The organism is Solwaraspora sp. WMMA2065, from assembly GCF_030345075.1.
Lineage (GTDB): Bacteria > Actinomycetota > Actinomycetes > Mycobacteriales > Micromonosporaceae > Micromonospora_E.
Window position 1 is genome coordinate 5,570,980 of record NZ_CP128361.1, and the last position, 22,511, is coordinate 5,593,490.

Sequence of the window (22,511 nt, forward strand, 5' to 3'; positions counted from 1 at the left end):
CCGTGCTCGATGAACTCGACGAAGACGCGCGGCGGCGACTCCAGCAGGCGATGCAGGCACAGGTGAAACACCTGGTCGAGGACCTGCGTAAGCGGCTCGCGGAGCCGGAGTCGCTGTCGCTGCGGGCCGAGCTGCTGCAGGAGTACGAGAAGGCGAAGAAGGCCGAGCGGCTGGCCGGCGCGTTCGAGGTGTGGCTGGAGGACGTGCTCGACCAGGCGGCGGTGGCCTGGGTGCTGGGTTGTGTCTTCGTCCGCTTCTGCGAGGACAACGAGCTGATCGACGGGCTGCGGATCGGCGGTGACGATCCGGCGGCCCCGGCCGAGGCGGGGATGCAGCGGCGGCAGGCGTACCTGATCGAGGCCGACCATTCGTTGCACAACGACCGGCACTGGCTGCGGGAAGCGTTCCGCTACCTGGGCAGGCTGCGCCCGACGGCGCAGATCTTCGACAAGCACAACCCGGTGTGGCGGTTCGACATCTCCGGCGCGGCCGCGGAGGAGCTGAGCAACTTCTTCCGTACGGGGGAGGGCCGGGTGTCGCTGCGCAGCGCGACCCTGGACACCCGCTTCCTCGGTGACCTCTACCAGGAGCTGTCGACGCACGCGAAGAAGACGTACGCGCTGTTGCAGACTCCGGTGTTCGTCGAGAAGTTCATCCTGGACCGAACGTTCGAGCCGGCGCTGAGCGAGTTCGGCCTGCCCGAGATGAAGGTGATCGACCCGACGTGCGGCTCCGGCCACTTCCTGCTCGGCGCGTTCGACCGGCTGGTGCGCGAGTGGCGCAAACGGGAGCCGACCACCGACATCCGGGCCATCGTCGACCGGGCGCTCGGCCAGGTCACCGGCGTCGACATCAACGCCTTCGCGGTCGCCATCGCCCGCTTCCGGCTGCTGGTCGCCGCGATCAAGCTCGGCAAGTGGCACAAGCTCGAACGCTGCCCCGCCTTCCCCGTCCGCGTCGCCACCGGCGACTCCCTGCTGGAGTGGGGCCGCGCCTCCCGCGCACAGGGCGACCTGCTGGCAGTCCTTGAGGGGGAACCGGTTTTCGCCTACGAGAGCGAAGACGCAGATCTGCTGGCTGAGTATCTGGAGGTTGGCCAGTACACGGTGGTGGTTGGCAACCCGCCCTACATCACCGTCGCCGACCCGGCCCGCAACAGGCTCTACCGCAGCATCTACCCGGACGTCTGTCATCGGCAGTACGCGCTGACCGTGCCGTTCGCGAAGCGCTTCTTTGACCTGGCGAAGAAATCCGACGAGTACGGCGAGGGTGCTGGCTTCGTCGGCCAGATCACCGGCAACGCCTTCATGAAGCGCGAGTTCGGCAAGAAGCTGATCGAGGACTACTTCGCCCACGAGGTTGAGCTTAGCGAGGTCATCGACACGTCCGGTGCATACATCCCCGGCCACGGCACGCCGACCGTGATCCTGATCGGCCGCACCAACGCCCGCCGCCGCCTCCCGGTCGTCCGCGCTGTCCTTAGTAATCGAGGGGAATCGGCAGTCCCAGCTGACCCAGCTTCCGGGCCGGTGTGGGCTGCGATCGTTAGACAAGTTGATAATCCAGGAAGTGAATCTGTCTATGTGAGTTCGATCGACATTCCTCGCGATCATGTTTTATCGCATCCGTGGAGCCTGTCTGGTGGCGGCTCAATCGACCTGGTCCGGGCGATTTCTTCGACTGATAGACGGCTTGGTGTCGTTGCCGACGTCGGTTTCTCGGCAATAACCGGCGAAGATGAGGCGTTTATCTTAGAGGACTCGCAGGCTCAAAGGTTGCGCGTCGGTCCTGTTCGTAGGTCGGTGTCAGGCGAGCACGTTCGGGACTATTTGATTGGCTCGAATTCTGTTTGTATCTTTCCGTATCGGCCAGACCTTGTTCGTTTGGGTAAGTCGAAGATCTCAAACGCCCTCCGCCATCTCTGGCCATACAGATCCTCGTTGCAATCGCGCAAGAAGTTTGGGATTCCTGTCCATAGAATTCCCGAAATGCAATGGTATGATATTCGCGAATTGTACCGAGGCAAGTTGCAAGGTGGGCCCGTTATCTCCTGGGGAGAAGTTGCTACGCATAACCACTTTGTTCTAGACCGAAGTGGTGCGGTATTCGGTCAGACCGCGCCGGTTATCAAGGTTCTAGGCTCGGATGATGAGCTCGGTTACATGGGATTTCTTGGTCTTCTTAATAGCTCTACTGCCTGCTTCTGGATGAAGCAAGTTAGCCATAACAAAGGCGGCCAGGGTATTAACGAGGGATTCAAAAGTCAAGAATGGGAAAGATTTTACCAGTTTGCCGTTACTAAAATTCAGAAGTTTCCGTTGCCGGCGGAGTTTCCGTTGGGGCGGGCGCGTGAGCTGGATACGTTGGCGCAGCGGCTAGGTGAGCTGACTCCGGCGGCAGTGGCCGGGTCGGGGGTGCCGACTGTGGAGCGGCTGGCGCTGGCGCGAGCCGAGTACGACCTGGTCCGCGCGCGGATGATCGCGCTTCAGGAGGAGCTGGACTGGGAGGTCTACCGGCTCTACGGGCTGATGGATGAGGATCTGACCCATCCGGACCCGCCAGGGCTGAGCCTTGGTGAGCGGGCGTTCGAGATCACGATGGTGCAGCAGAAGGTGGAGACGGCCTGGTTCATGCGGCACGACTCCGTACCGGTGGACAAGCCCAACCCCGACTGGCCGGCGGATTACCGCGACCTGGTGGAACGACGGATTGCTGCCACGGCCGGCAACCGGCACCTTCAACTGATCGAGCGTCCGGAGTGCAAGCGGCGCTGGGCCACCGACGGCTGGGCCAAGATGCAGGCGGCGGCGTTGCGGGACTGGCTGCTGGATCGGCTGGAGGCCCCCGAACTGTGGGGTGGCATGCCGGAGCCGCTGTCGGTGGCGCAACTCGCCGACCGGGTGGCCGGCGACGCCGACTTCCAGCAGGTGTTGGCGCTGCTACCGGAGTACGAGGGCATGAGCCTGGTCGTCGCGCTCGACAAGCTGGTCGCCACCGAGCATGTGCCGTTCCTGCCGAAGCAGCGCTACAAGCCGTCCGGGCTGCGTAAGCGGGTGTTGTGGGAGCAGACCTGGGAGAAGCAGCGGCGTGAGGACGCCGGGGAGACGGTCGAGATCGACGTGCCGCCGAAGTACACCTCGGCGGACTTTGTCCGGCCGTCGTACGCGAAGGCGCGGGGCAAGCTCGACGTGCCGAAGGAGCGGTTCATCTCGTACCCGGAAATGGGCCGCGACACCGACTCCAGTCTGCTGCTCGGCTGGGCCGGCTGGGACCACCTGGCGCAGGCGCAGGCGCTGGCCACGGTGTACGTGAACCGGCGCAGTCAGGAGGCGTGGGAGGCGCACCGGCTGCTGCCGCTGCTCGCCGGGCTGCTGGAGCTGGAGCCGTGGCTACACCAGTGGTACGCCGCCGAACGCCCCGGCTATCCCGGCTCGCCGGCACAGTTCTACACCGACTTCATCGACACCGAGCTGTCCACCCTCAGCTCCGACCGCACAGCTCTGTCCCTGCTCCGCGGCCTCCCCGAGTAGGACCCGACACCGTCTGACCCTGTTGGACGGTGGTGGGGTTCGGTAGGTTCGGATGGTGCCGGGAGGGCGACGGAGCGGTGGTCGATGAGCGTTGACGATGTGAAGCGCACTGTCGAGCGGGGCAACGAAGCAGTCCGGCAAGGGTGTCAGATCCTTGAACAGGCGCTCACCGAGGCTGCAGAAGCGGGTGCCCTGGCGCGGGCCACGATGCATGACAGCACCCATGACGAGGTCGAGAAGGCGAAGGCGAAGCTGGACTCGTTGGAACGTGAGGTTGAGCTGGCGATCCGGCGGTTCGGCGCTGCTGTCCAGAACGCGAACGACTACGTAGCCAAGCTCTGATGTCCGGGACCCTCGGCGACGTCGTAGCGCGGCTCTACGCTGCGCGGGAGCGGCTGCTTGCCGCAGCCGTGACCGCCAACCGTGCACAGGCCGACGCCGAGCAGGCGGCAGCGCACTACTCGGAAGCTGCTCGCGGAAGCACCGATCAGTCGATCAAGACGGCTATCGCCGAGGCGCAGATCGCTGGGGCGAAGGCCGATCGGGTCGCCGGCATCCTGAACGATATCTGCGATCATATTGTCAACTACGTCAACCACATTGCTCCAGGCGTGGCGCCTCCGTCTGACCCCAAAATCAATGTCTCAGGTGAACGTCTTGTGGCAGAGGCTGAGGGGGCAGGCAGCAGGGCAGACCGGTTCGCGCGTCGCTTCGTGCAGAAGGCCGACTCCACTGAGGAACACCTGCAAGATGCGGAAAAGACGATGCAGACGGGAAAAGAAATTCTCGACCTGTTCAAGATCCAGCCGGGGTCGGAGAGTGCTACGACGGTAGCGCCGGAGCCGATCCCTGCTGATCGCCCGAGTGTGGACAATCCGGTGACTGCTGTGATCATGGCTGCGGGTGCCACTGCAGTAGTGGGTCGCGAAATGTGGAAAAAATACAAGAAACGCCATGAAGGGAAGTAAATTATGAAGATTGAGCCTGACTTGGTCGAATATTTTCGCACGATGCTGAAGGGTGACTACGCCGAGAACGATCGCCTGGAAGTCCAGCTGAACATAAAAGGTTGGGGCGACTTTTCCACTCTGATGGGCATCGTCTTCTACTACGCCGTCAACCACCGGTTGCCCGTGGATGCCAGCGAAGCCGACATCGTGCAGTTCGTTGCTGAGCTGCGCGCGGCTGCTCCAGTGGATCCGCGCGAGATCGACGCCAACGCTGCGGAACGCCTGGTGAAGGCGGCACTCGACCCCGATGTCGAGTCCGACTTCGATCCTGAGATGGCAGGCAAGATTCAGAGCCTTACCATCATGCACGTGCTCGGTGAAGGTCGGGCGAGCGGGGACGAGATTGATGCCATTCTCGCCAGCGCTGTCGAAACGGCTAGTCGACTCTGATGCCGGTGCTGAGCTGCTGATCGGACCGGGTCGCGTAGTTCTGCAGACGTGCTTAGATTCCTGTTATCTCGCCGATTTCGAGGGCTATCTACGGTTTACATGGCGTCGGGCTCGGTCTGATAGGTGGCCAGTGCGGCCGGCATCGGCAGTCCATACTTGTCGCACAGGAACCGGGTCTGGCAGTATCGCTGGGCATCGGCGGCCACGTTGCCGAGGACTGTGGAATTCACCCCTGCACCGATGAGGACGCCCACGATGGGCACGGCTTTGGCGACGTTTTGAACTGGAACCCTGGCACCAGCCGGACCCAAGTGCTGCAGCAACTTCTCAAGGGCGACCACGAGGCGATGGTCCGCACGGAGCTTGGCGGAGAATCTTACGCGTCCCTTCAGAGCGCTGGCCGCTCGTGCGGTGTCGCGCAGCGGCCCAACCTTGGCTGCCTGTGCCATGAAGGACCGGTGCACCAGACGTTCGATGAAAGCTTGCTCCGAGGGGTCTTTGGCGTCGTAGCCGTAGGAGTACGCGATGCGCGACGCGATCGAGGTGCTCAGGACCTGGATGACGAGGATGTCGGCAGTAATTGCGGCGGGGATCCCTGCCACGGGGACCAGGGCCAGCAAGCCCATCGCACCACCTTCGACCGCGCCGGCGGAACGCCACCTCAGTGTGTTGCGGGTCAGCAGCCGGTCACACACCTTGAGGTCCTGCTGCCGCAGCTCAGTGAAACTGTCGAGTTCGATGCCACGCTTGCGGGCGATCTTCTCGACACCCTTCGGGTCGTTTAGCTCCAAGGCCCAGGCGTTGACCAACTCCAGCAGCGCTGCCGCAGCCTCGGCCGCCGGTCGCAGGGCCATGCTGGCGACCGCGTCGCCTCCGCGGCGCACTGGTTCCTTGATCGTCTCTGGCACAGCCCTGGTGGCCCGGCTCGCGGCGTTTCGCGCGACCTCGCCGGAGCGATCGAGTGCAGTGCTCGCCCAGTTCGGTAAACCACGGCGGTTGTTGCGGCGCTGCCAGTGCTCGTTGAGCCTGTCCCACACCTGCTCTTCGTATGCACTCATCGGGGTTGCGCCGTCGGCGAGCGAGTCAGCGACAGTGCTCATCGATGGCCTCCGTTCGACTGGAATGACTGGGTCATGATGGCACTGCCGGGCGACAGGCGGCGGTGAGCTTCGGCCGACGACCAGGCCGGGCATTCAGTCCACAGACGATCGAGGGTACGCCGCTTGCGCGCCGGGCAGACATCACCTAAACGGTGGAGGGCCGGAACATCCACTCGCTGAATGCCGTCACCCTCGTCGTCTGCCCTCGGCATGGAGAGACAGCTATCTGCCTCGGGTCAGTGAGGAGCGTCGGGGGTGAGGGTGGAGAGGAAGGACGTCCAGCCGGCGGGGGAAAAGGCGAGTGCCGGGCCGGCGGGGTCTTTGCTGTCGCGTACGAGGACTGTGGCGGGGACGTTGGTGGCGACCTCGACGCACATGCCTTGCGCATTGCTGCGGGTGCTCTTGCGCCAGATCGCCAGATCCAGGCCACGGGGGGTGATCATTCTGGGCTCTCCCTTGCTCCCTGCGCCAGCATCGCCTCCGCCCTCATCCGCAGGAAGGCCAGCGTGTCGGCGGGTGAGAGCGCGGTCGCACGGAGGTGGTCGAACGCCAGCCCGTGCGTCTCCACATGGTAGTCCTTGTCCAGGTAGAGAGCGCCACTCAGATTTTCCTGGTAGACGACCGTGGGATGGTTGCTGAAGTCGAGCATCGTGAAGGACACGCCCATGCCCATGTGTGCGCCCTGGCGAAACGGCAGCACCTGGATGGTGATCGACGGCCGCTGCGCCATCGTGATCAGGTGTTCCAGCTGGGCGGCCGTCACCTCTGGGCCGCCGACGGGGCGATGTAGCGCGCCCTCGTCCAGGACGGACCACAGCCTGGGTGGCTTCGGCCGGTCCAAGATCCGCTGACGGGCGCGGCGGATCTCGATGCGCTCCTCGATCTTCTCTGGTGAGCCCTCCGGGAACTCGGCTTCCAACAGCGCCTGGGTGTACTCGGTTGTCTGCAGCAGGCCGTTGATGAGCTGGACGTCGTAGGTGCGAAGCTGGGTTGCTTCGTCTTCAAAGGCCACGTAGCCGGCCATGTCGTCCGACATGACGCCCGAGTAGTCGTTCCACCAGCTGTACTGCTTGGCGTCGCGAGCGAGCTGGATGAGTGCTGCCGCATCCTTGTCGGGCACTCCGTAGAGCCGCAGCAGCTTGGTGACGTTTCGCGTCGTCACCGAGACCTGTGCGTTCTCGACGCGCGACAGCGTCGACTTTCCGATCTTCACGTGCTGAATGACCTGGTCGATTGTGAGATCTGCGGCTTCGCGGAGTGCGCGAAGTTCTGCTGCGAGCCGTCGTCGCTGGACGGTTGGGATTCCTGCCACAGCGGACAGTCTGCGGCATGAGTACCCCTCTTGGCGAGTGCCCTGGTGCAGAATTCACAAAAAGAATGGGAGTTGCAAGATCACTATTCTGCTGTCAATGTGGGCGGTGCATCGAAGGTGGACGGTTGATCAACTTGCCGGCTGCTGGGTAGCGGGGAACGGCGAGTCCATGATCGTTTCCCCGCTGCGTATCACTGAAATCCCAGGTGACCGGGCAGGCTGCGGTAACGGCCCGCCCGGTCGTCCCCAGCCCAATCAGAAGGGTTGATCATGGTGGCGGTTGGTGCCCTGGTTTCCGGAATCCTGCTCGGGTTCTTCGTCGGGTTGTTCAGTTTCAAGGTCAAGTCGCGGTGGTGTCCCGACTGCGGTCGGACGACGGTGCCGGCGGCTGATCGGTAGCGTGCCGGACGACCGGTCCCCGGCCGATCCCCGCCCCGGTGACGAGTTGATCATCGATGGTCGGGCGAGTGTGCAGTTCGCGGCTGGGCGGGGTTTCCGGTTCCGGGTGACGACAGTAGACAAGCGCTGGACGTACGACGGCTGGGTCTGGCTCACCGGCTATGTGTTGGCAGCCGACGGTGAAGCCCGTGAGCGTCGGGAGATCTTCGTCGAGCGTGACGGTCTCCGCTGGGCGCCCCGCCCGCGCCGGCCCCACCGCTGACCAGGGCAGCGGCAGCGCTACGTGAGCCGCGCGCCCTTTACCCGTACCCCTTGAAGGTTTTTCGATTGTGTGAAAGGTGGTTCCTGCTGTGCGTAGGTTCCTTGACCTGTTCCGCCGGGCTCCGGTGCGGAGCCGGCGTAACCGGCGGTTGCTCGCCGAGATCGCCCGCCACGACCGGCGGCCGACCGAGACTGCGGCCGGGCCGCGTCCGTCGGTGCGGCCCGCCCCGAACGCTGCCGGTCACTTGTACGGGCGGCCGGTGCGGCCGTCGATCAGCCCCGGACTGGTCCGCGACCGTTCGTTCGGCGACCGGGTGCGGCGTGGTTGCGACCCGGTCGAGGTGCGGGCGTTTCTGCACGTGGTCGCCGACGAGTTGACCGCGCTGCGCGCCGAACTTGGCTCCACCCGCGAGGAGAACGCCCGGCTCAAGCAGGCGTTGCGGGACTGGCAGTCGGAGCAGTTCGAGCGGTCGCACCGGTTCGGGGCGGGGGTGGCGGCGTGAACGGCGTCAACGCGGTGCCGGCCGGCTCGCTGCACGTGGTCGGGGTCGGCGTGGACCGGCGGCGGGCGCAACGGGTGTTCACCGTGGCGAACCTCGACACCGGGCAGGTCGCCTCGACCAGCCTCGTTCCGGGCTCGTTCACGCCGATCCCGACTCCGGGTGGGACGTGGTGGTTGCCGTACGCGCCGATCGTCACCGACCTCCTCGCCCGCGCGGGCGTTGTCGAGGCGACGTTGCGTGACCCGGACTTCCCCGACGAACCCGGTCGGCTGCCGTCGTCCGGGTTGACGCTGCCCCGGCAGTGGCAGCCCACCGTTCCGCAGTCCGACCGGCTGCGGTGGGAGGCTGCGGCGCTCACCAACCGGCTGGTGTCGCCGTGGCTGGTGCTGATCGGCCGCAGTAGCGAGCCGCCGCCACCCGGCGACCCGGCCCGGCTGCTCGGCCGGCTGTGCGCGCTCGCCGACCAGTTGCACGTCGACCTGGTCCTCGAAGTGCGGCCCAGCTCGATCGGGCGTGGGCTGAGCTGGGACGTCCGGTTCGAGCATGCCGGCGGTACGGTGCCCGACTACCAGCACCGGTGGATCGCGGACCTGCCGACCGCGCTCGCCACCATCCCCGCCGAACGGGCGGTGACCGGCTTGACCGTCGCCAATCCGCTGCTGCCCGCCCACTACCTCACCGAGGCTGCCCTCACCGGGCGTGCGGTGCCGGTCGGGTTGGACGGTCACCCCGGCGGCCACGACCTCGACCAGGTCGAACGCCGCATGATCAGTGATGCCGAACAGCACGGCGGGGCGCAGGCCATCTGGCGCAACCGGCACTGGTGGCACACCAGCCTGCGACCCGCCGACACCGCCGGCAGATTCGTGCGCGGCTGGGAACCGCCGGCACCGAAACACTGGGGCGAGCCGATCCCCACCCACCCCTGCGGCCGGTGCGCCGACCGGCCCGACCCGCCGTACTGCCTGGACTGCTACGGCACCCGCCAGGTGCGGCGCGGCGCGGTGCTCACCGTCACCGACCTGCGTGGCCGGACCGTGCACCGCAACTGGCGACCCGACAGCGAACCGACCGGCGACCCGGAAGCCGCCGTCGGCCCGCAACCGCCCACCCTGGTGCTCACCGACCGGCCGTCCGGCACCACCGTGTGGCAGCTCGACGAGCACTACCAGATCGGCTCGCTCGCCGCGCAGTTCGGCGTGCAGCCGACCGACCTGACCGACATCGACGGCGAACACGTCACCGACCAGCACCTGCGCAACGGTGTCAGCCAGGTCCCCCACACCGGCGGCGACCCGCTCCACGCGTACCTCGGTGAAGTCGGCGCCACCTACGACGGCGCCCGCGTCATGGTCCTGGCCACCGGCTGGCCCGGCCCCACCCTCGACGAACTCGCCGCCCTGATCCGCGGCCTCGGCCTCGCCCTGGACATCACCGTCATCGACCACCGCAACACCATCGGCCGACCCGAACTGTCCCAGGGCCACAGCTGGTCGGTCCGGGTCGTCGACCCGGCCACCCCGCTGGCCGTCGACCCGGTCCCCACCAGCGCCGCCCTGCCCGAAGCGGCCGCGCTCTGCTACCGCTACCTGCACGGCGCACTGCGCGCCACCATCCCCACCGACCCGGAAACGCCGATCTCCGTGCCGCAACAGCCCGCAGCGGCCGGCACCCTCCCCGACACCACAACCCACACCACCCAGGTACGCCGCCACGCCGCCACCCGGCCCGGCGAACCTGTCACTGTCCGCCTCCACCCCGACGGCACCCACACCCTCACTACAGACCACCCGAGGTAGCCTCTGCCTGACGATGTTGACGGCTCGGGTTGCTGGGCGTTTAGGTGGTGGGCGTGCAGCAACCGCGGGTCGGGGTGGCGGCATTCGTGCTCAGCGAAGGTCGCTTCCTGATGGGCTTCCGCAAAGGTGCCCACGGGGCCGGCACCTGGTCGCTGCCCGGCGGCCACCTCGAACACGGGGAGAGCTTCGAGCAGACCGCGCGGCGGGAGGTCGAGGAGGAAACCGGCGTCGAGATCACCAACGTACGCTTCGGAGCGGTAACCAACGACGTGTTCGACGCCGCCCGGCACTACGTGACGATCTGGATGATCAGTGACCGCCTACGGGGCAGTCCACAGGTCCGCGAGCCGGATAAGTTCGTCGACCTCCGCTGGATCGCCCCGCCCACGATGCCTGATCCACTCTTCCTCCCCATGCGTAACCTGCTCGACCAGCACGACCTGGCGCAGCTGCTGCCGTGACAATCAGCCGACGAGGGTCGGCATCTCCGACCGGTTTCTTCTGCTTTTCCGGGCGCTCCGTGATGGCATCAGCCGTGGCATGAGCTGTACCTCGACGTGATCCAGATCCTCGCGGATCGTCTGCATGCTGTGCTTCTCGGCCCGTTCCCGTTTGCCGGAGGTGCGCGCGGCCCGGCGGAGCGCTTTGAAGGACACCGCCATCAGCCAACTGGCCGCAGAAGCGCGGCTGATGTGTCTCAGGCTCGCGTCCTGCAGCCGCCGTAGATACTCGGCTAGTATCGGATGGTCGCGTGGTGGCACGTCGCCTAGGATCTGGTCCGCAATCGGGGTGCTGTTGGAAGGTTTGAAGATGGCGAGTGCGATCAGCGCATCGGTCAAAGTGTGTCGCCCGGCGACGCTGATATGGGTCTTCACTAGTTTGAGAAGGCGCTCTGCGGCGGGGCTGCGTTGAATCCTCCCGGTTCGTAGGTCGTCGACTAGTCCGTCTCGAATTAGCCACAGCTCGTTGCGAAATTGGCTGTGCGCTAGGCGGGTAAGCTGATAAATTAGCAGGAATGGTGACAGGGCTGCAGAGATCAGCATTATGAAGAATGCCAGCGAGTCAATGTGCATTTTCTTCCTCTTTCTGTCGGCTATTCGCGCTCTCCAGCTCCTTCTCTAGTTTGTCAAGGCGCTCTCTCTGTTGCTTGATTTTCTTCTTCCTCAGGCGACTCTGATTTGCTGTCACGCCAAGGATGGTGGTGGATGCAACGGAGTAGGCAACTGCTATGCTTACTCTTATGTCGGCATTCACGGCTGTTGTCTCGCCGGCAAAGGCGGCGGCGATAGGCTGCACCGCTTGAAGTGGAATCCATGCTACGGCGATGACCGCGATCCACCGCGTGCCGTCGACAATCCCTTGAATAATCTGGAACTTGTGGCCCTTTCTGCTATCTTCCCTCAGCTGCTTGAGTGCCTGCTCGGTCCGTTCAGTTCGCAGGTTTGCTCGATCGATTTGCAGCCGTAGTTTCTCTTTTTCGAGGTCGTCTATCTGCTTCTGTGGGTGTTCGCTGACCTCATCATGATCGTCTTTGTTGCTCTCCCGCATGACTGAGGATCATAAGAGCTTTCGTGTTGTTGAGTTTGACGTGCAAAAACAGCTAATCGGGCAAGCTGGGCTGTTGGGCTCTTCTTCGCATCTCTCCGTTATCTGGCTGATGATCATGGGTAACTGTTGGTGGTGATTGGTGTGCGGATAGTGTTGATCTTTGCTCGCGAGGTCACATCTGTCAGCTATCTGACTTTCTTGATCAACCCTTGGTTGTCGGGGGTGTGCGTACGGTGATGATACCGCAACGTCGATATCGTGTTCAATCTTAGCGGCGTTGATGAACGTGGATGTAGTGGGAGTTTGCCTACATCGAACTGATTGCACGATCTTCGCCGCGCTACCAGGTATGGCGCGTGCGCTTCATTACGGGACGAGGCGAACTGTGGGCGACGTGTCTGGGCTTGCCGGCGCTTGCCGCCTAGGATCGACGGGCTGAGGCGGTCACGGCTTCACACGTGCTCAACCGGGTGGAGGGGAGCGGGATGACACTGCTGCGGGATCTGATCAACATCCCGACCTCGGTGGGTGACTCCGACTTCGTCGTACGCGCCGCCGCCGGTGCCGATCTGGCCAACTACGTCGTCACCGACCAGCTCCGGGACAGCTTTACCAAGGCACTCGCCAAGGTCGAGCACGCCGTCACCACCGGCCGGTCCCAGGCCACCTTCCTGCACGGCTCCTTCGGCTCCGGCAAGTCACACTTCATGGCCGTACTGCGGGAGATCCTGCACGGCAACCCCGAGGCCCGCGCGCTGCGCAACCTCGGCGAGCAGGTGACCGCCGCCGACAAGTGGCTCACCGGGCGGCGGCTGCTCACCCTCACCTTCCACATGCTCGACGCCCGCTCGGTCGAACAGGCCGTGCTGGAGGGCTACCTCAACCAGATCACCGCCCTGCACCCCGACGCGCCGACGCCCGCCGTACACCGGTCCGACGCGCTGCTGACCGACGCGGCCCGGCTGCGCGCCCGGATGGGCGACGAGGCGTTCTTCGCCGCGCTCAGTGACGCCGACCCCGGCGTCGCCGCCGGGTCGGCCAGCAGCGGCGCAGGCAGCGCCGTCGGATCCGCCTCCGCCGTCAGCTCGGACGACGGAACCCCCGGCCTGGCCGTGCTGCACAGCCAGCGACAGGGTTGGACCGCAGACCGGTACGCGGCGGCCGCCGCCGAGCCGCCGGGCACCGCCGACCGCGACCGGCTCGTCACGGCCCTGACCACCGCGTTCTTCACCAACGCGGTACGCAGCGGCGAATACCTCGACCTCGACACCGGACTCGCCGTCATCACCCGGCACGCCAGCGACCTCGGCTACGACGGGATCGTCCTCTTCCTCGACGAGATGATCCTGTGGCTGTCCACCAAGATGAGCGACCACGTCTTCGTCAACACCGAAGGCGCCAAGCTCAACAAGCTGGTCGAATCGGCCGACGCCGACCGACCGATCCCGCTGATCTCCTTCGTCGCCCGGCAACGCAACCTGGAGGACTTCCTCGGCCCGCAGGTCGGCGGCACCGAACGCGAAGCCCTCGCGTTGGTCCTGCGCAGCGTCCAGGGCCGGCTCGGCGAGATCCCGCTCGCCGACACCAACCTGCCGGAGATCACCGAGAAACGGCTGCTCAAGCCGCTCACCGACGAAGCGAAGGCCGAAATCGACCGGGCCTTCGCCGTCGTCCGCGGCAACCGGCAGGTCTGGGACATCCTGCTGCTCGGCGCGCAGTACGGCGACGCCGGCATCGGCTCCGACGCCACCGCCTTCCGCAAGCTCTACCCGTTCTCCCCGGCCCTGGTCGCCACCCTCGTCGCCCTTTCCCAAGCCTTGCAGCGGGAACGGACCGCGATCAAGGTGATGACCGAGCTGCTCGTCGAACGCCGCGACACCCTGCGGATCAACGACCTGATCGGCGTCGCCGCGCTGTTCGAGCCGCTGGTGCTGCGCGGCGAACTGCCCGACCGGGTCGAACTCAAACAGCGCTTCCAGGCCGCCCGCGAGCTGTACGGCAAGAAGCTGCGCCCGCTGCTGCTGCGCCTCAACGGCATCACCGAAGCTGACGCCGTCGGCAACACCCAGTTCGAGCTCGACGACAAGCTGATCAAGACGGTGCTGCTCGGAGCACTCGTACCCGAGGTGCCCGCCCTGCACAACCTCACCGCCGGCAAACTGCACGCGCTCAACTTCGGCACCATCACCTCGCCGATCCCCGGCTACGAACACCAGATCGTGCTCAACCGGCTCAACAAGGTCGCCAACGAAGCCGGCGAGCTGCACCTCACCGACGGCGCCGACCCGGTCGTCACCATCGAGCTGCACACCGTCGACTACGACAAACTGCTCGACCTGGTCCGGCCCGAAGAGGCGACCACCGGCGGCGCGTTGCAGCAGTTGCTGCGCGAGCTGGTCAGCACCGAGATCGGGCTGACCGGCGCCACCGGGCAGCTCGGCGAGCTGCAACACCCCCGCGAGTGGCGCGGCCGGCGACACACCGTCCAGGTCAAGTTCGGCAACGTACGCGACGCCGACAGCATGCCCGTCGCCGCGCTGCTGCCCACCGGCGACGCCTGGCGGATCGTCATCGACTACCCGTTCGACCCGCAGGGCCGCCCGCGCAGCGACGACCGGGCCCGGATCGAAGCCCTGCGGCGCGGCGAACGCAGCGTCTTCTGGCTGCCGCTCTACCTCAGCGACCAGATGATGGGTCACCTCGCCCAACTGTCGAAAATCAACTACCTGCTGGGCGGCACCGGCGAACGGTACAACGACGCCGTCCGCGACTGGTCGGTGAGCGAACGCCAGCAGGGCCGCGTCTACCTCCAGCAGCGGCAGACCCAGCTGCGCGGCACCGTCACCAACGCCCTCAAACAGGCGTACGGCGTCGCCGCCCCGCAGCCCGGCGACGTCGTCGAGGACAGCGTCGGGGTGCTGCACACCCTCGACGACGCCGTCGCCGGCGAACTCGGCGACCCGCGCGGCGGCACCCTGGCCCAGGCGTTCCACAACCTCACCGGCCAGCTGCTGACCCTGACCTACCCGGGCCGGCCGGCGCTGCCCGAGGACGAGAAACCGCCGACCAGCGCCGAGCTGGCCAAGGTCCTCCTCTACGCCCGGCAGGCCGTCGCCGACCCCACCCGGGGCGCCACCGTCCCGGCCACCGACCAGCGGACCCTGCGGCGGATCTGCAACAACCTGCAACTCGGTGAGCTGGCCGACCACCGCTACGTGCTCACCACCAGCACCAGCTACTGGACCCGGCACCTGCTGCAGCGGGCCGCCGCCGACGGCCACCGGGACAGCTTCCCGGTGCACCGACTGCGCGGCTACCTCGACCAGCCGGAGCCCCGAGGCTTCGACCGCAGCCTGCAGAACCTGATCCTCTGCGTCTTCGCCCTCGACCACCAGCTCGCCTGGTACCTCAACGAAGGCCAAGTCACCGTCGACCGGGTCGACGCCGTCACCGACGCCCACGAACTGAAGTTCCCGCCGATGCCGAGCGACACCGACTGGCAACAGGCAATCGAACGCGCCCAGCACCTGTTCGGCCAGGTGCTGCCGGCCTGGCTCATCCCAGCAAACCTCGCCAAGGCGGCGGCCCAGGTCCGGAAAGCCGCCACCGAACATGGACCGGCCGTCAGCGACCTGCTCGACCAGCTCACCGCGCACGCCGGCACCCTCGGCCTCGACCCCGCCGCCGACACCGGTCGGATCGGCGTCACCCGCCGCCTCGCCCGGCTGCTCACCGACCTGCGCCACGAACGCGACGACGTCGTCCTGATCGCCCAACTCGCCGGCGCCGACCTCGGCGACATCGACGACGCGACCGCCGGAACGGCGATCGCCAGCGCGCCGACGCTGGTCCGCGCCCTGCGGGACCTCCAATGGTCGGTGCTGACCGCCATCGCCTCGATGGCCGCCGACGACCAGCGGGCCCGCGCCCTGGTCGACCGGCTGCACACCGCCGCCGGCCACCACCAGCACGCCCTCGACCTGGTCGGCGAGCTGCACGCCGTGTTCGGCGCGGCAGCCGCACTGCTCGCCGAACGCCGCCCCACCCCGACACCGCCGACACCGGACCCGGCTCCGAATCTGGATCCAAGGCCGAACCCGCAGCTGCCCGGCGGGGGTGCCACGGTCACCGTCGCCGACCCCAGCGGTACGCGGGCCATGGGCTACGACCACACCGGCGGCGGCTCGCCTGCCGTGCCCGGTGTGAAGCCGCCGCGCCAGCGGACCATCGTCGACGAGGCCGGCCTCAAGGAACTCACCGACGAGATCGGCGGCGAGCTCGCCCAGGGCAGACGGGTCCGGATCACCTGGGAGACCGAGTGACCGCAGTACCTACCCAGCCGACCACGACTCCACCGGGCCGGCCGGACATCGTCCGGCCCGACGCCGTACGCCGCAAAGTCGATGCCTGGCTGAAGGAGGGCGACGGCGCCGACGCCATCGCGCTGCGCGCCGCACCGGTCTGGGGCAGCGACCCGGTGATCATCCTTGGCGGCGTCCGGCTGCGGGTCGTCGCCTGCCCGACGCCGCTCGCCGCCCGAGCCGCCCTGCACGACCGGGCCGCCGACGAGAAGCTGGTGCTGCTCACCGACCTGCCCGACGCCGTCCTCGGTGACGGGCTGCTCGCCCACCTCAGCCGGCAGTCCGTCCGCAGCGTCAACGCCTGGGAACTCGTCCGGCAGATGTTCGGCGGCGTGCGACTCGACCCGAGCCTGCCGACCGACCGCCGCTGGCTGCCCGCCGCGCTCGCTGACCACGCCCCCGTCGACGGCTGGCCCACCCCGCCCGGCACGATCCTCACCCGCGACCACGCGCTGCGCTGCCTCACCGCCGAACTGCTCGGCATCGACCGTGACCAGCTCGACGCCTCCGGGCTGCTGCAGTGGACCACCGACGCGCAGGCGCAGCAGCGGTTCACCGACAGGGTCGCCGCCGATGTCGCCGACGGCATCACCGCCTATCTCCGTGACGTCGCCGGGCCGATCGCCGAGCCGGTGATGGCGGCGGTCCGCGCCGGCCACGGCGTCGACGTCATCCCCATCGGACTGCTCGCCGAGGTGCTCTGGCCCACGCCAGCCGGCGGGCCAGCCGGCGGGCCAGCCGGCGCGGCGGCCAGCCGACCGGCCGGCGTCGAGGTCGCCGTCGCCCGGACCCGGCTCGAACCCCGCTTCGGCACCCTGCGGATGACCTCCGTGCAGGCCGCGGCGCTGCACGATGCCGCCGACGCCTGGGTGGCCCGAGCCCTCGACTCCGACGACGAGCTGGCCCGCCAGCAGGGGCTGCGACTGGTCCGCCGGGCCGAGGCCATCGCCGCCGACATCGAGCTGACCAGCCAGTTGGCGGCGTCCAGCCTGCTGCCCGCTGGCGTCACCTGGCGGCTGCGTGCCTTCGCGGCAGCCGTCCACGCCGCCCTGCCGCCACCCGGCGCACCCGCCGCCGGCACCGTCACCACGGCCGGGCTCAGTCGAGCAGAAGCCGCGTTCAAACGGCTCACCGAACACCGGGCCGCCGACCAGGGCAGGCGGACCACCGCCCACATGGCCCTGCGTCTGCTGCGCTGGCTCAGCCGACCGGCCGGCCAGCCACCCCGGACCCTGTACGCAGCCCTGCAACGGCAGGTCACCGTCGACGGCTGGGTGGACCGGGCCCGGCTCGACGTCTTCGCCGGCGACGTCGACCCCGAGGTCGCCGAGGCGTACCAGGCGCTGCACCGGGCCGTCGACGCCCGCCGCGCCCGCCACGACGAACAGTTCGCCGGCCTGCTCGCCGAAGCCACCCGCGCCGACGCCGAACCCGGCCGGATGCTGCGCGTCGAAGACGTCCTGGACCGGGTCGTCGCCCCGATCCTCGACGCCGGACGTCAGGCGCTGCTGCTGGTCATGGACGGCATGGGTGTCGCCGCCGCCACCGAACTCGCCGAATCGCTCAGCCGCGACGGCAGCTGGATCGAGCTGACCCAGGCCGGCGGCCCCCGGGCCGGTGTCCTCGCCGCGCTGCCCACGGTGACCGAGGCCAGCCGGTGCAGCCTGCTCAGCGGCCGACTCGCCGTCGGCGACCGGCAGACCGAGCAGACCGCGTTCGAAGGGCGGTTCACCGGCGGTCGGCTGCTGCACAAGAGGTCCCTGCGGGCCGGGGCGGGTGCCGCCATCGACCCCGAGGTGCGGGCCGCAATCGACGACCCGACCGTGCCGGTGCTGGCCGCCGTCGTCAACACCATCGACGACTCCCTCGGCTACGGCGAGCCCGGCAGCACCGTCTGGGGCCAGGACACCGTCCCGGCCGTACGGGACCTGCTCGCCGTCGCCCGGCACCGGGTAGTGGTGATCGTCTCCGACCACGGGCACGTCGTCGACCGGGGGCCCGAGGCGGTCACCCTGCCCGGCGGCGACGGGCAGCACAACCGGTGGCGACCGGTCACCAGCAGCACCACCGACAGCAGCGGCGACAGCGCCAGTGACCGGCTCGGTGACGGCGAGTTCCTGGTCACCGGGCGGCGGGTGCTGCTCGGCGGCGGCACCATCGTGCTGCCGTGGCGGGAGGAGTTGCGCTACGGCCCCCGCAAGGCCGGCTACCACGGCGGCGCCGCCCCGGCCGAAGCCGTCATCCCGCTGCTGATGTTCACCGCCGGCAACGAAGAGTCGGTGCCCGACTGGCAGCCCGCTCCGGTCGCCAGCCCTGACTGGTGGCGGGAACCGGTGTCGTCGACAGCACAGCCCGGCACCGGCGGCGGCCGATCCGGTACGGGCGGCAGGCGGGCCGGCAAGGGCGGCCAGTCGGCGAAGCCGGTCCAGACCGAGCAGCTGTTCGACGTACCCGCCGATCCGCAGCAGCCGACGACGGCCGCGCCGCCGGCAGCCACCCCGGCCGACGCGGACCGGGCGCTGATCGACCGGCTCCTCACCAGCGAGCGGTACGCCCAGCGCCGCAACCCGCGTACCCCGCTCGACGACGACCGGGTCGCCGCCCTGCTCCGGGTGCTGCTGGCCGGCAGCGGCCGGGCCGGGCTGGAAACCCTCGCCGCGCAGGCCGGGGTGCCCGCGCACCGGATCCAGGGCACGGTGACCGCGTTGCGTCGGCTGCTGCAGGTCGAGGGATACCCGGTGCTGACCATCGACGCCGACGGGCAGACCGTCGTGCTCGACAGGCCGCTGCTGGTCGAGCAGTTCGACCTCGGCGAGTCGTCGTGACCGTGCCGACCCCGCCGGGCAGCCCACCGGAGATCTCCCCGCGTCGCCGCCGCGACATCATCGACGCGCTGCGGCGCGGTGCCGTGCCCGCCAACGGCCTCGATGCGCTCGCGGTCGGGCTGGACCGGTTCGCCGCCGCCATCGACGACGACCTCGACCGGGTCGCCGGTGGCGGCAGCGTCTTCAAAGCCGTCCGTGGCGAGTACGGTGCCGGCAAGACGTTCTTCGCCCGCTGGCTGGCCGAACGGGCCAAACGGCGCAGTTTCGCCGCCGCCGAAGTGCAGATCTCCGAGCTGGAAACCCCGCTGCACCGGATGGAGACCGTCTACCGCCGGCTCGTCGAGCACCTCAACACCGAACAGTTCGCCGCCAGCGCGCTACGTCCCGTCCTCGACGGCTGGATCTTCGCGCTGGAGGAGGACGTACTCGCGTCGGGCACCGTCAGTGAATCGGACCGCGACGGGCTCGACCGGGCCGTCAGCGACCTGCTGGAACGCCGCCTCGCCGAAATCTCCCGCAGCACCCCCGGGTTCGCCGCCGCGCTGCGCGGCTACCGCACCGCCACCGCCGTCGGCGACCAGCCCACCGCCGACGGGCTCGCCGCCTGGCTCGCCGGGCAGCCGCACGTCGCCGCCGCCGCGCGCCGGGCCGCCGGAGTCAAAGGCGACCTGGACCACTTCGCCGCGCTGAGCTTCCTGCGTGGCCTGCTCACCGTGCTGCGCGACAGCGGCCACCCCGGTCTGCTGCTCGTCCTCGACGAGGTCGAAACCCTGCAACGGGTCCGCTCCGACTCCCGGGACAAGGCCCTCAACGCGCTGCGCCAACTCGTCGACGACGTCCACGCCGGACGGTTTCCCGGCCTGTTCCTGGTGATCACCGGTACCCCCGCCTTCTACGACGGGCCGCAGGGGGTGCAGCGGCTCGCCCCGCTGGCCCAACGCCTCGCCACCGACTTCGGCGGCGACCCCCGCTGGGACAACCCGCGCGCGGTGCAGCTGCGGCTGCCCGGTTTCACCGTGCCGGCGCTCGTCGAGCTCGGCGTACGGGTCCGCCACATCTACGGCAGCGACCGGCTCGCCGACCGGGTCGACGACGCGTACCTGACCGAGCTGGCCGACGCGGTCACCGGCAGACTCGGCGGCACCGTCGGGGTGGCCCCCCGGATCTACCTGAAGAAGCTGGTCGCCGACGTGCTCGACCGGGCCGACCAGTTCACCGACTGGGACCCGCGCCAGCACTACCAGCTGACGGTGCGCTCCGACGAGCTGACCCCGGTCGAACGCAACGCCGCCAGCGCCGGCGAGGTCCCGTTGGACCTGCCGTGACCGACACCGGCGAGCTGCACCCGGTCCTGACGTACCACCTGGTCAACAGCCTCGGTTGGCGGGACCTGCGACCACTGCAGCGGGCCGCGGTCGGCCCTATCCTGGCCGGTGCGGACGCCCTGCTGCTGGCCCCCACCGCCGGCGGCAAGACCGAAGCCGCCATGTTTCCGCTGCTGTCGAAGATGACCGACGCCGGCTGGCCCGGCACCTCGGTGCTCTACCTGTGCCCGTTGAAGGCACTGCTGAACAACCTGCTGCCCCGGCTGGAACGCTACGCCGACTGGCTCGGCCGCCGGGCCGCCCTCTGGCACGGCGACGTCACCCCCGCCCGCCGCCGGGCGATCCTCGCCGGCCGGCCCGACATCCTGCTGACCACCCCGGAATCGCTGGAAGCGATGCTGGTCAGCGCCAACGTCGACCACCGGTCGTTCTTCGCCGGCCTGCGGGCCGTCGTCGTCGACGAGGTACACGCCTTCGCCGACGACGACCGTGGCTGGCACCTGCTGGCCGTCCTGGAACGGCTCACCCACCTGATCGGCCGACCGCTGCAACGGATCGGGCTGTCGGCCACCGTCGGCAACCCGGACGCCCTGCTGACCTGGCTGCAGGGCTCCGGCGCGGCCAGCCGCCCGAGCCGGGTCGTCGCCCCCGACACCGCTTCCGCCCCGGCTGCCGCTTCCGCCCCGGTCGCGGGGGCAGCCGTCGCGGACCGGGCACCGCCCGGCGACGTCGAGCTTGACTTCGTCGGCTCGCTGTCCAACGCCGCAACCGTCATCGCCGCCCTGCACGCGGGCGAGAAACGGCTCGTCTTCTGCGAATCCCGGCAGACCGTCGAAGAACTCGGCCAACTGCTGCGCCAACGCGACATCACCACATTCCTGTCACACGCATCGCTCTCCGTCGACGAACGGCGCCGCTCCGAACAGGCGTTCGCCGAGGCCCGGGACTGTGTCATCGTCTCCACCAGCACCCTGGAGCTCGGTATCGACGTCGGAGACCTGGACCGGGTGGTCCAGATCGACGCCCCGGCGACCGTCGCCTCGTTTCTGCAGCGACTCGGCCGGACCGGACGCCGCCCCGGCGCCAGCCGCAACTGCCTGTTCCTCGCCCGCGACGGCGACGCCCTGGTCGAAGCAGCCGCCCTGCTGACCCTGTGGGGTAGCGGCTGGGTGGAGCCGGTCGTCCCGCCACCTGAGCCCCGGCACATCGTCGCCCAGCAGATCCTCGCCCTGAGCCTGCAGCAGAGCCAGGTCGGCGACCAGGAGTGCGTCGCCTGGTGGAACGGGCTGACACCGTTCGACGAAAGCGCCCGGCCGATCCTGCGGCACCTGGTGGACAGCGGATACCTCGACACCGACAGCGGCATGCTGTTCATCGGCCCCGAAGCCGAAAAGCGGTTCGGGCACCGGCACTTCATGTCGATGACCGCGGTCTTCACCGGTCCACCCGAGTTCACCGTCCGCTACGGACAATCCGAGCTCGGCCGGATCGACCCGAGCCTGCTCACCGAGGAGGTCCGGGGTGACCGCCGGCTATTGCTCACCGGGCAGAGTTGGCGGGTCACGTACATCGACTGGCGGCGACGGCGCTGCTTCGTCGAACCGGCCGACGGCGGAGGGAAGGCCCGTTGGACGGCTGGCGGCCTCGCCGGGCTGGGCTACGAACTGACCCGGGCCATGCGTAACGTCCTGCTCGGCACCGATCCACCGGTACGGCTCACCCGCCGCGCGGTCGACCGGCTGCACCGCGTACGCGACGAGCGCTCCTCGCTGGTGCACCCCGGCGGCAACGTCATCCTGCGTGACCGCTCCGGCGACCTGCGCTGGTGGACCTGGGCCGGATACCGGGCCAACGCCACCCTCGCCGCCACCCTCAGCGAAGTGGTCGACCCGGTGCAGCGCTTCGACGACTGCCAGATCCGGCTGCGCGCCGACCTGACCCCCGCCGACTGGCGTTCCCTCACCGCCGACGCCACCGACCGGATCTGCCTGCCCGACGTCGACGAGAAGGCCCTGGAAGGGCTCAAGTTCAGCGCTGCCCTGCCGGCGCGGCTCGCAATGGCTACCCTCGCCGCCCGACTGGCCGACCCGGTTGCCGCCTTGGCCGTGCTCCGGCAGGGAACCCGGTTCGTGTCAGTTTAGGATTGCC

General features: G+C 68.3%; 17 protein-coding genes. 12 read left to right on the top strand and 5 right to left on the bottom strand.

Annotated features, from left to right (window positions below; translation table 11 throughout):
- Positions 1 to 2: 2 nt before the first annotated feature.
- The 4 genes from pglX to O7610_RS25340 all read left to right on the top strand — a co-directional run bounded on the left by pglX (position 3) and on the right by O7610_RS25340 (position 4,930).
- On the top strand, positions 3 to 3,530 hold the full coding sequence (pglX, locus tag O7610_RS25325; RefSeq protein ID WP_289212041.1) for a BREX-2 system adenine-specific DNA-methyltransferase PglX: 3,528 nt from the start codon (positions 3 to 5) through the stop codon (positions 3,528 to 3,530).
- A gap of 84 nt (positions 3,531 to 3,614) precedes the next feature.
- Positions 3,615 to 3,872 (top strand): hypothetical protein, encoded by a 258-nt coding sequence (locus O7610_RS25330; protein ID WP_289212042.1) that lies wholly within the window; start codon positions 3,615 to 3,617, stop codon positions 3,870 to 3,872.
- Positions 3,872 to 4,498 (top strand): hypothetical protein, encoded by a 627-nt coding sequence (locus O7610_RS25335; RefSeq protein WP_289212043.1) that lies wholly within the window; start codon positions 3,872 to 3,874, stop codon positions 4,496 to 4,498. Before O7610_RS25330 ends, O7610_RS25335 begins: the two co-directional genes overlap by 1 nt.
- A 3-nt stretch (positions 4,499 to 4,501) precedes the next feature.
- A complete protein-coding gene (locus O7610_RS25340) occupies positions 4,502 to 4,930 on the top strand; it encodes a hypothetical protein (RefSeq protein ID WP_289212044.1) in 429 nt (142 codons plus the stop codon).
- A gap of 95 nt (positions 4,931 to 5,025) precedes the next feature.
- Here the strand turns inward: O7610_RS25340 and O7610_RS25345 are convergent, their stop codons facing one another.
- The 3 genes from O7610_RS25345 to O7610_RS25355 all read right to left on the bottom strand — a co-directional run bounded on the left by O7610_RS25345 (position 5,026) and on the right by O7610_RS25355 (position 7,342).
- Positions 5,026 to 6,030: an EcsC family protein gene (locus tag O7610_RS25345; protein ID WP_289212045.1), complete on the bottom strand. Its 1,005-nt coding sequence runs from the start codon at positions 6,028 to 6,030 to the stop codon at positions 5,026 to 5,028.
- A gap of 236 nt (positions 6,031 to 6,266) precedes the next feature.
- Positions 6,267 to 6,473 (bottom strand): DUF397 domain-containing protein, encoded by a 207-nt coding sequence (locus O7610_RS25350; RefSeq protein ID WP_289212046.1) that lies wholly within the window; start codon positions 6,471 to 6,473, stop codon positions 6,267 to 6,269.
- On the bottom strand, positions 6,470 to 7,342 hold the full coding sequence (locus tag O7610_RS25355; protein ID WP_289212047.1) for a helix-turn-helix domain-containing protein: 873 nt from the start codon (positions 7,340 to 7,342) through the stop codon (positions 6,470 to 6,472). The genes O7610_RS25350 and O7610_RS25355 overlap by 4 nt, the downstream gene beginning before the upstream one ends.
- A 400-nt stretch (positions 7,343 to 7,742) precedes the next feature.
- On the opposite strand from O7610_RS25355, the gene O7610_RS25360 reads away from it, so the two are divergent.
- The 4 genes from O7610_RS25360 to O7610_RS25375 all read left to right on the top strand — a co-directional run bounded on the left by O7610_RS25360 (position 7,743) and on the right by O7610_RS25375 (position 10,765).
- Positions 7,743 to 8,003 (top strand): hypothetical protein, encoded by a 261-nt coding sequence (locus O7610_RS25360; RefSeq protein WP_289212048.1) that lies wholly within the window; start codon positions 7,743 to 7,745, stop codon positions 8,001 to 8,003.
- Between the two features lie 88 nt (positions 8,004 to 8,091).
- Positions 8,092 to 8,505 carry a DivIVA domain-containing protein gene (locus tag O7610_RS25365; RefSeq protein WP_502959053.1) on the top strand — a complete coding sequence of 138 codons (414 nt, stop codon included), beginning with the start codon at positions 8,092 to 8,094 and terminating at the stop codon, positions 8,503 to 8,505.
- Positions 8,502 to 10,304, top strand: coding sequence for a hypothetical protein (locus O7610_RS25370; protein ID WP_289212049.1), 1,803 nt, complete (start codon positions 8,502 to 8,504; stop codon positions 10,302 to 10,304). Before O7610_RS25365 ends, O7610_RS25370 begins: the two co-directional genes overlap by 4 nt.
- A gap of 53 nt (positions 10,305 to 10,357) precedes the next feature.
- On the top strand, positions 10,358 to 10,765 hold the full coding sequence (locus O7610_RS25375) for a nucleotide triphosphate diphosphatase NUDT15 (protein ID WP_281552899.1): 408 nt from the start codon (positions 10,358 to 10,360) through the stop codon (positions 10,763 to 10,765).
- Positions 10,766 to 10,768: 3 nt separating this feature from the next.
- Here the strand turns inward: O7610_RS25375 and O7610_RS25380 are convergent, their stop codons facing one another.
- Together O7610_RS25380 and O7610_RS25385 are read right to left on the bottom strand one after the other, a co-directional pair.
- Positions 10,769 to 11,377, bottom strand: coding sequence for a hypothetical protein (locus O7610_RS25380; RefSeq protein WP_289212050.1), 609 nt, complete (start codon positions 11,375 to 11,377; stop codon positions 10,769 to 10,771).
- On the bottom strand, positions 11,367 to 11,852 hold the full coding sequence (locus O7610_RS25385) for a hypothetical protein (RefSeq protein WP_281552901.1): 486 nt from the start codon (positions 11,850 to 11,852) through the stop codon (positions 11,367 to 11,369). Before O7610_RS25385 ends, O7610_RS25380 begins: the two co-directional genes overlap by 11 nt.
- A 485-nt stretch (positions 11,853 to 12,337) precedes the next feature.
- On the opposite strand from O7610_RS25385, the gene O7610_RS25390 reads away from it, so the two are divergent.
- Genes O7610_RS25390 through O7610_RS25405 form a run of 4 tightly spaced genes read left to right on the top strand, consistent with a single transcriptional unit; the run spans position 12,338 to position 22,504 of the window.
- Positions 12,338 to 16,174: a DUF6079 family protein gene (locus O7610_RS25390; protein ID WP_281552902.1), complete on the top strand. Its 3,837-nt coding sequence runs from the start codon at positions 12,338 to 12,340 to the stop codon at positions 16,172 to 16,174.
- The gene (gene pglZ, locus O7610_RS25395) at positions 16,171 to 19,038 is read left to right on the top strand and encodes a BREX-2 system phosphatase PglZ (protein WP_289212051.1); all 2,868 of its coding nucleotides are present in this window, start codon (positions 16,171 to 16,173) and stop codon (positions 19,036 to 19,038) included. Before O7610_RS25390 ends, pglZ begins: the two co-directional genes overlap by 4 nt.
- Positions 19,035 to 20,363 carry a BREX system ATP-binding protein BrxD gene (gene brxD, locus O7610_RS25400; RefSeq protein ID WP_289212052.1) on the top strand — a complete coding sequence of 443 codons (1,329 nt, stop codon included), beginning with the start codon at positions 19,035 to 19,037 and terminating at the stop codon, positions 20,361 to 20,363. Before pglZ ends, brxD begins: the two co-directional genes overlap by 4 nt.
- Complete coding sequence (locus O7610_RS25405; protein ID WP_289212053.1) at positions 20,360 to 22,504, top strand: DEAD/DEAH box helicase; 2,145 nt, start codon at positions 20,360 to 20,362, stop codon at positions 22,502 to 22,504. The genes brxD and O7610_RS25405 overlap by 4 nt, the downstream gene beginning before the upstream one ends.
- Positions 22,505 to 22,511 lie beyond the last annotated feature (7 nt).

What these genes read in the sequence shown, in the direction of transcription:
- O7610_RS25390 (WP_281552902.1), top strand. Translation starts at nt 12,338, where the DNA reads ATGACACTGCTGCGGGATCTGATCAACATCCCGACCTCGGTGGGTGAC.
- O7610_RS25385 (WP_281552901.1), bottom strand. Translation starts at nt 11,852, where the DNA reads ATGCGGGAGAGCAACAAAGACGATCATGATGAGGTCAGCGAACACCCA.
- O7610_RS25380 (WP_289212050.1), bottom strand. Translation starts at nt 11,377, where the DNA reads ATGCACATTGACTCGCTGGCATTCTTCATAATGCTGATCTCTGCAGCC.
- O7610_RS25330 (WP_289212042.1), top strand. Translation starts at nt 3,615, where the DNA reads ATGAGCGTTGACGATGTGAAGCGCACTGTCGAGCGGGGCAACGAAGCA.
- O7610_RS25335 (WP_289212043.1), top strand. Translation starts at nt 3,872, where the DNA reads ATGTCCGGGACCCTCGGCGACGTCGTAGCGCGGCTCTACGCTGCGCGG.
- O7610_RS25345 (WP_289212045.1), bottom strand. Translation starts at nt 6,030, where the DNA reads ATGAGCACTGTCGCTGACTCGCTCGCCGACGGCGCAACCCCGATGAGT.
- O7610_RS25350 (WP_289212046.1), bottom strand. Translation starts at nt 6,473, where the DNA reads ATGATCACCCCCCGTGGCCTGGATCTGGCGATCTGGCGCAAGAGCACC.
- O7610_RS25340 (WP_289212044.1), top strand. Translation starts at nt 4,502, where the DNA reads ATGAAGATTGAGCCTGACTTGGTCGAATATTTTCGCACGATGCTGAAG.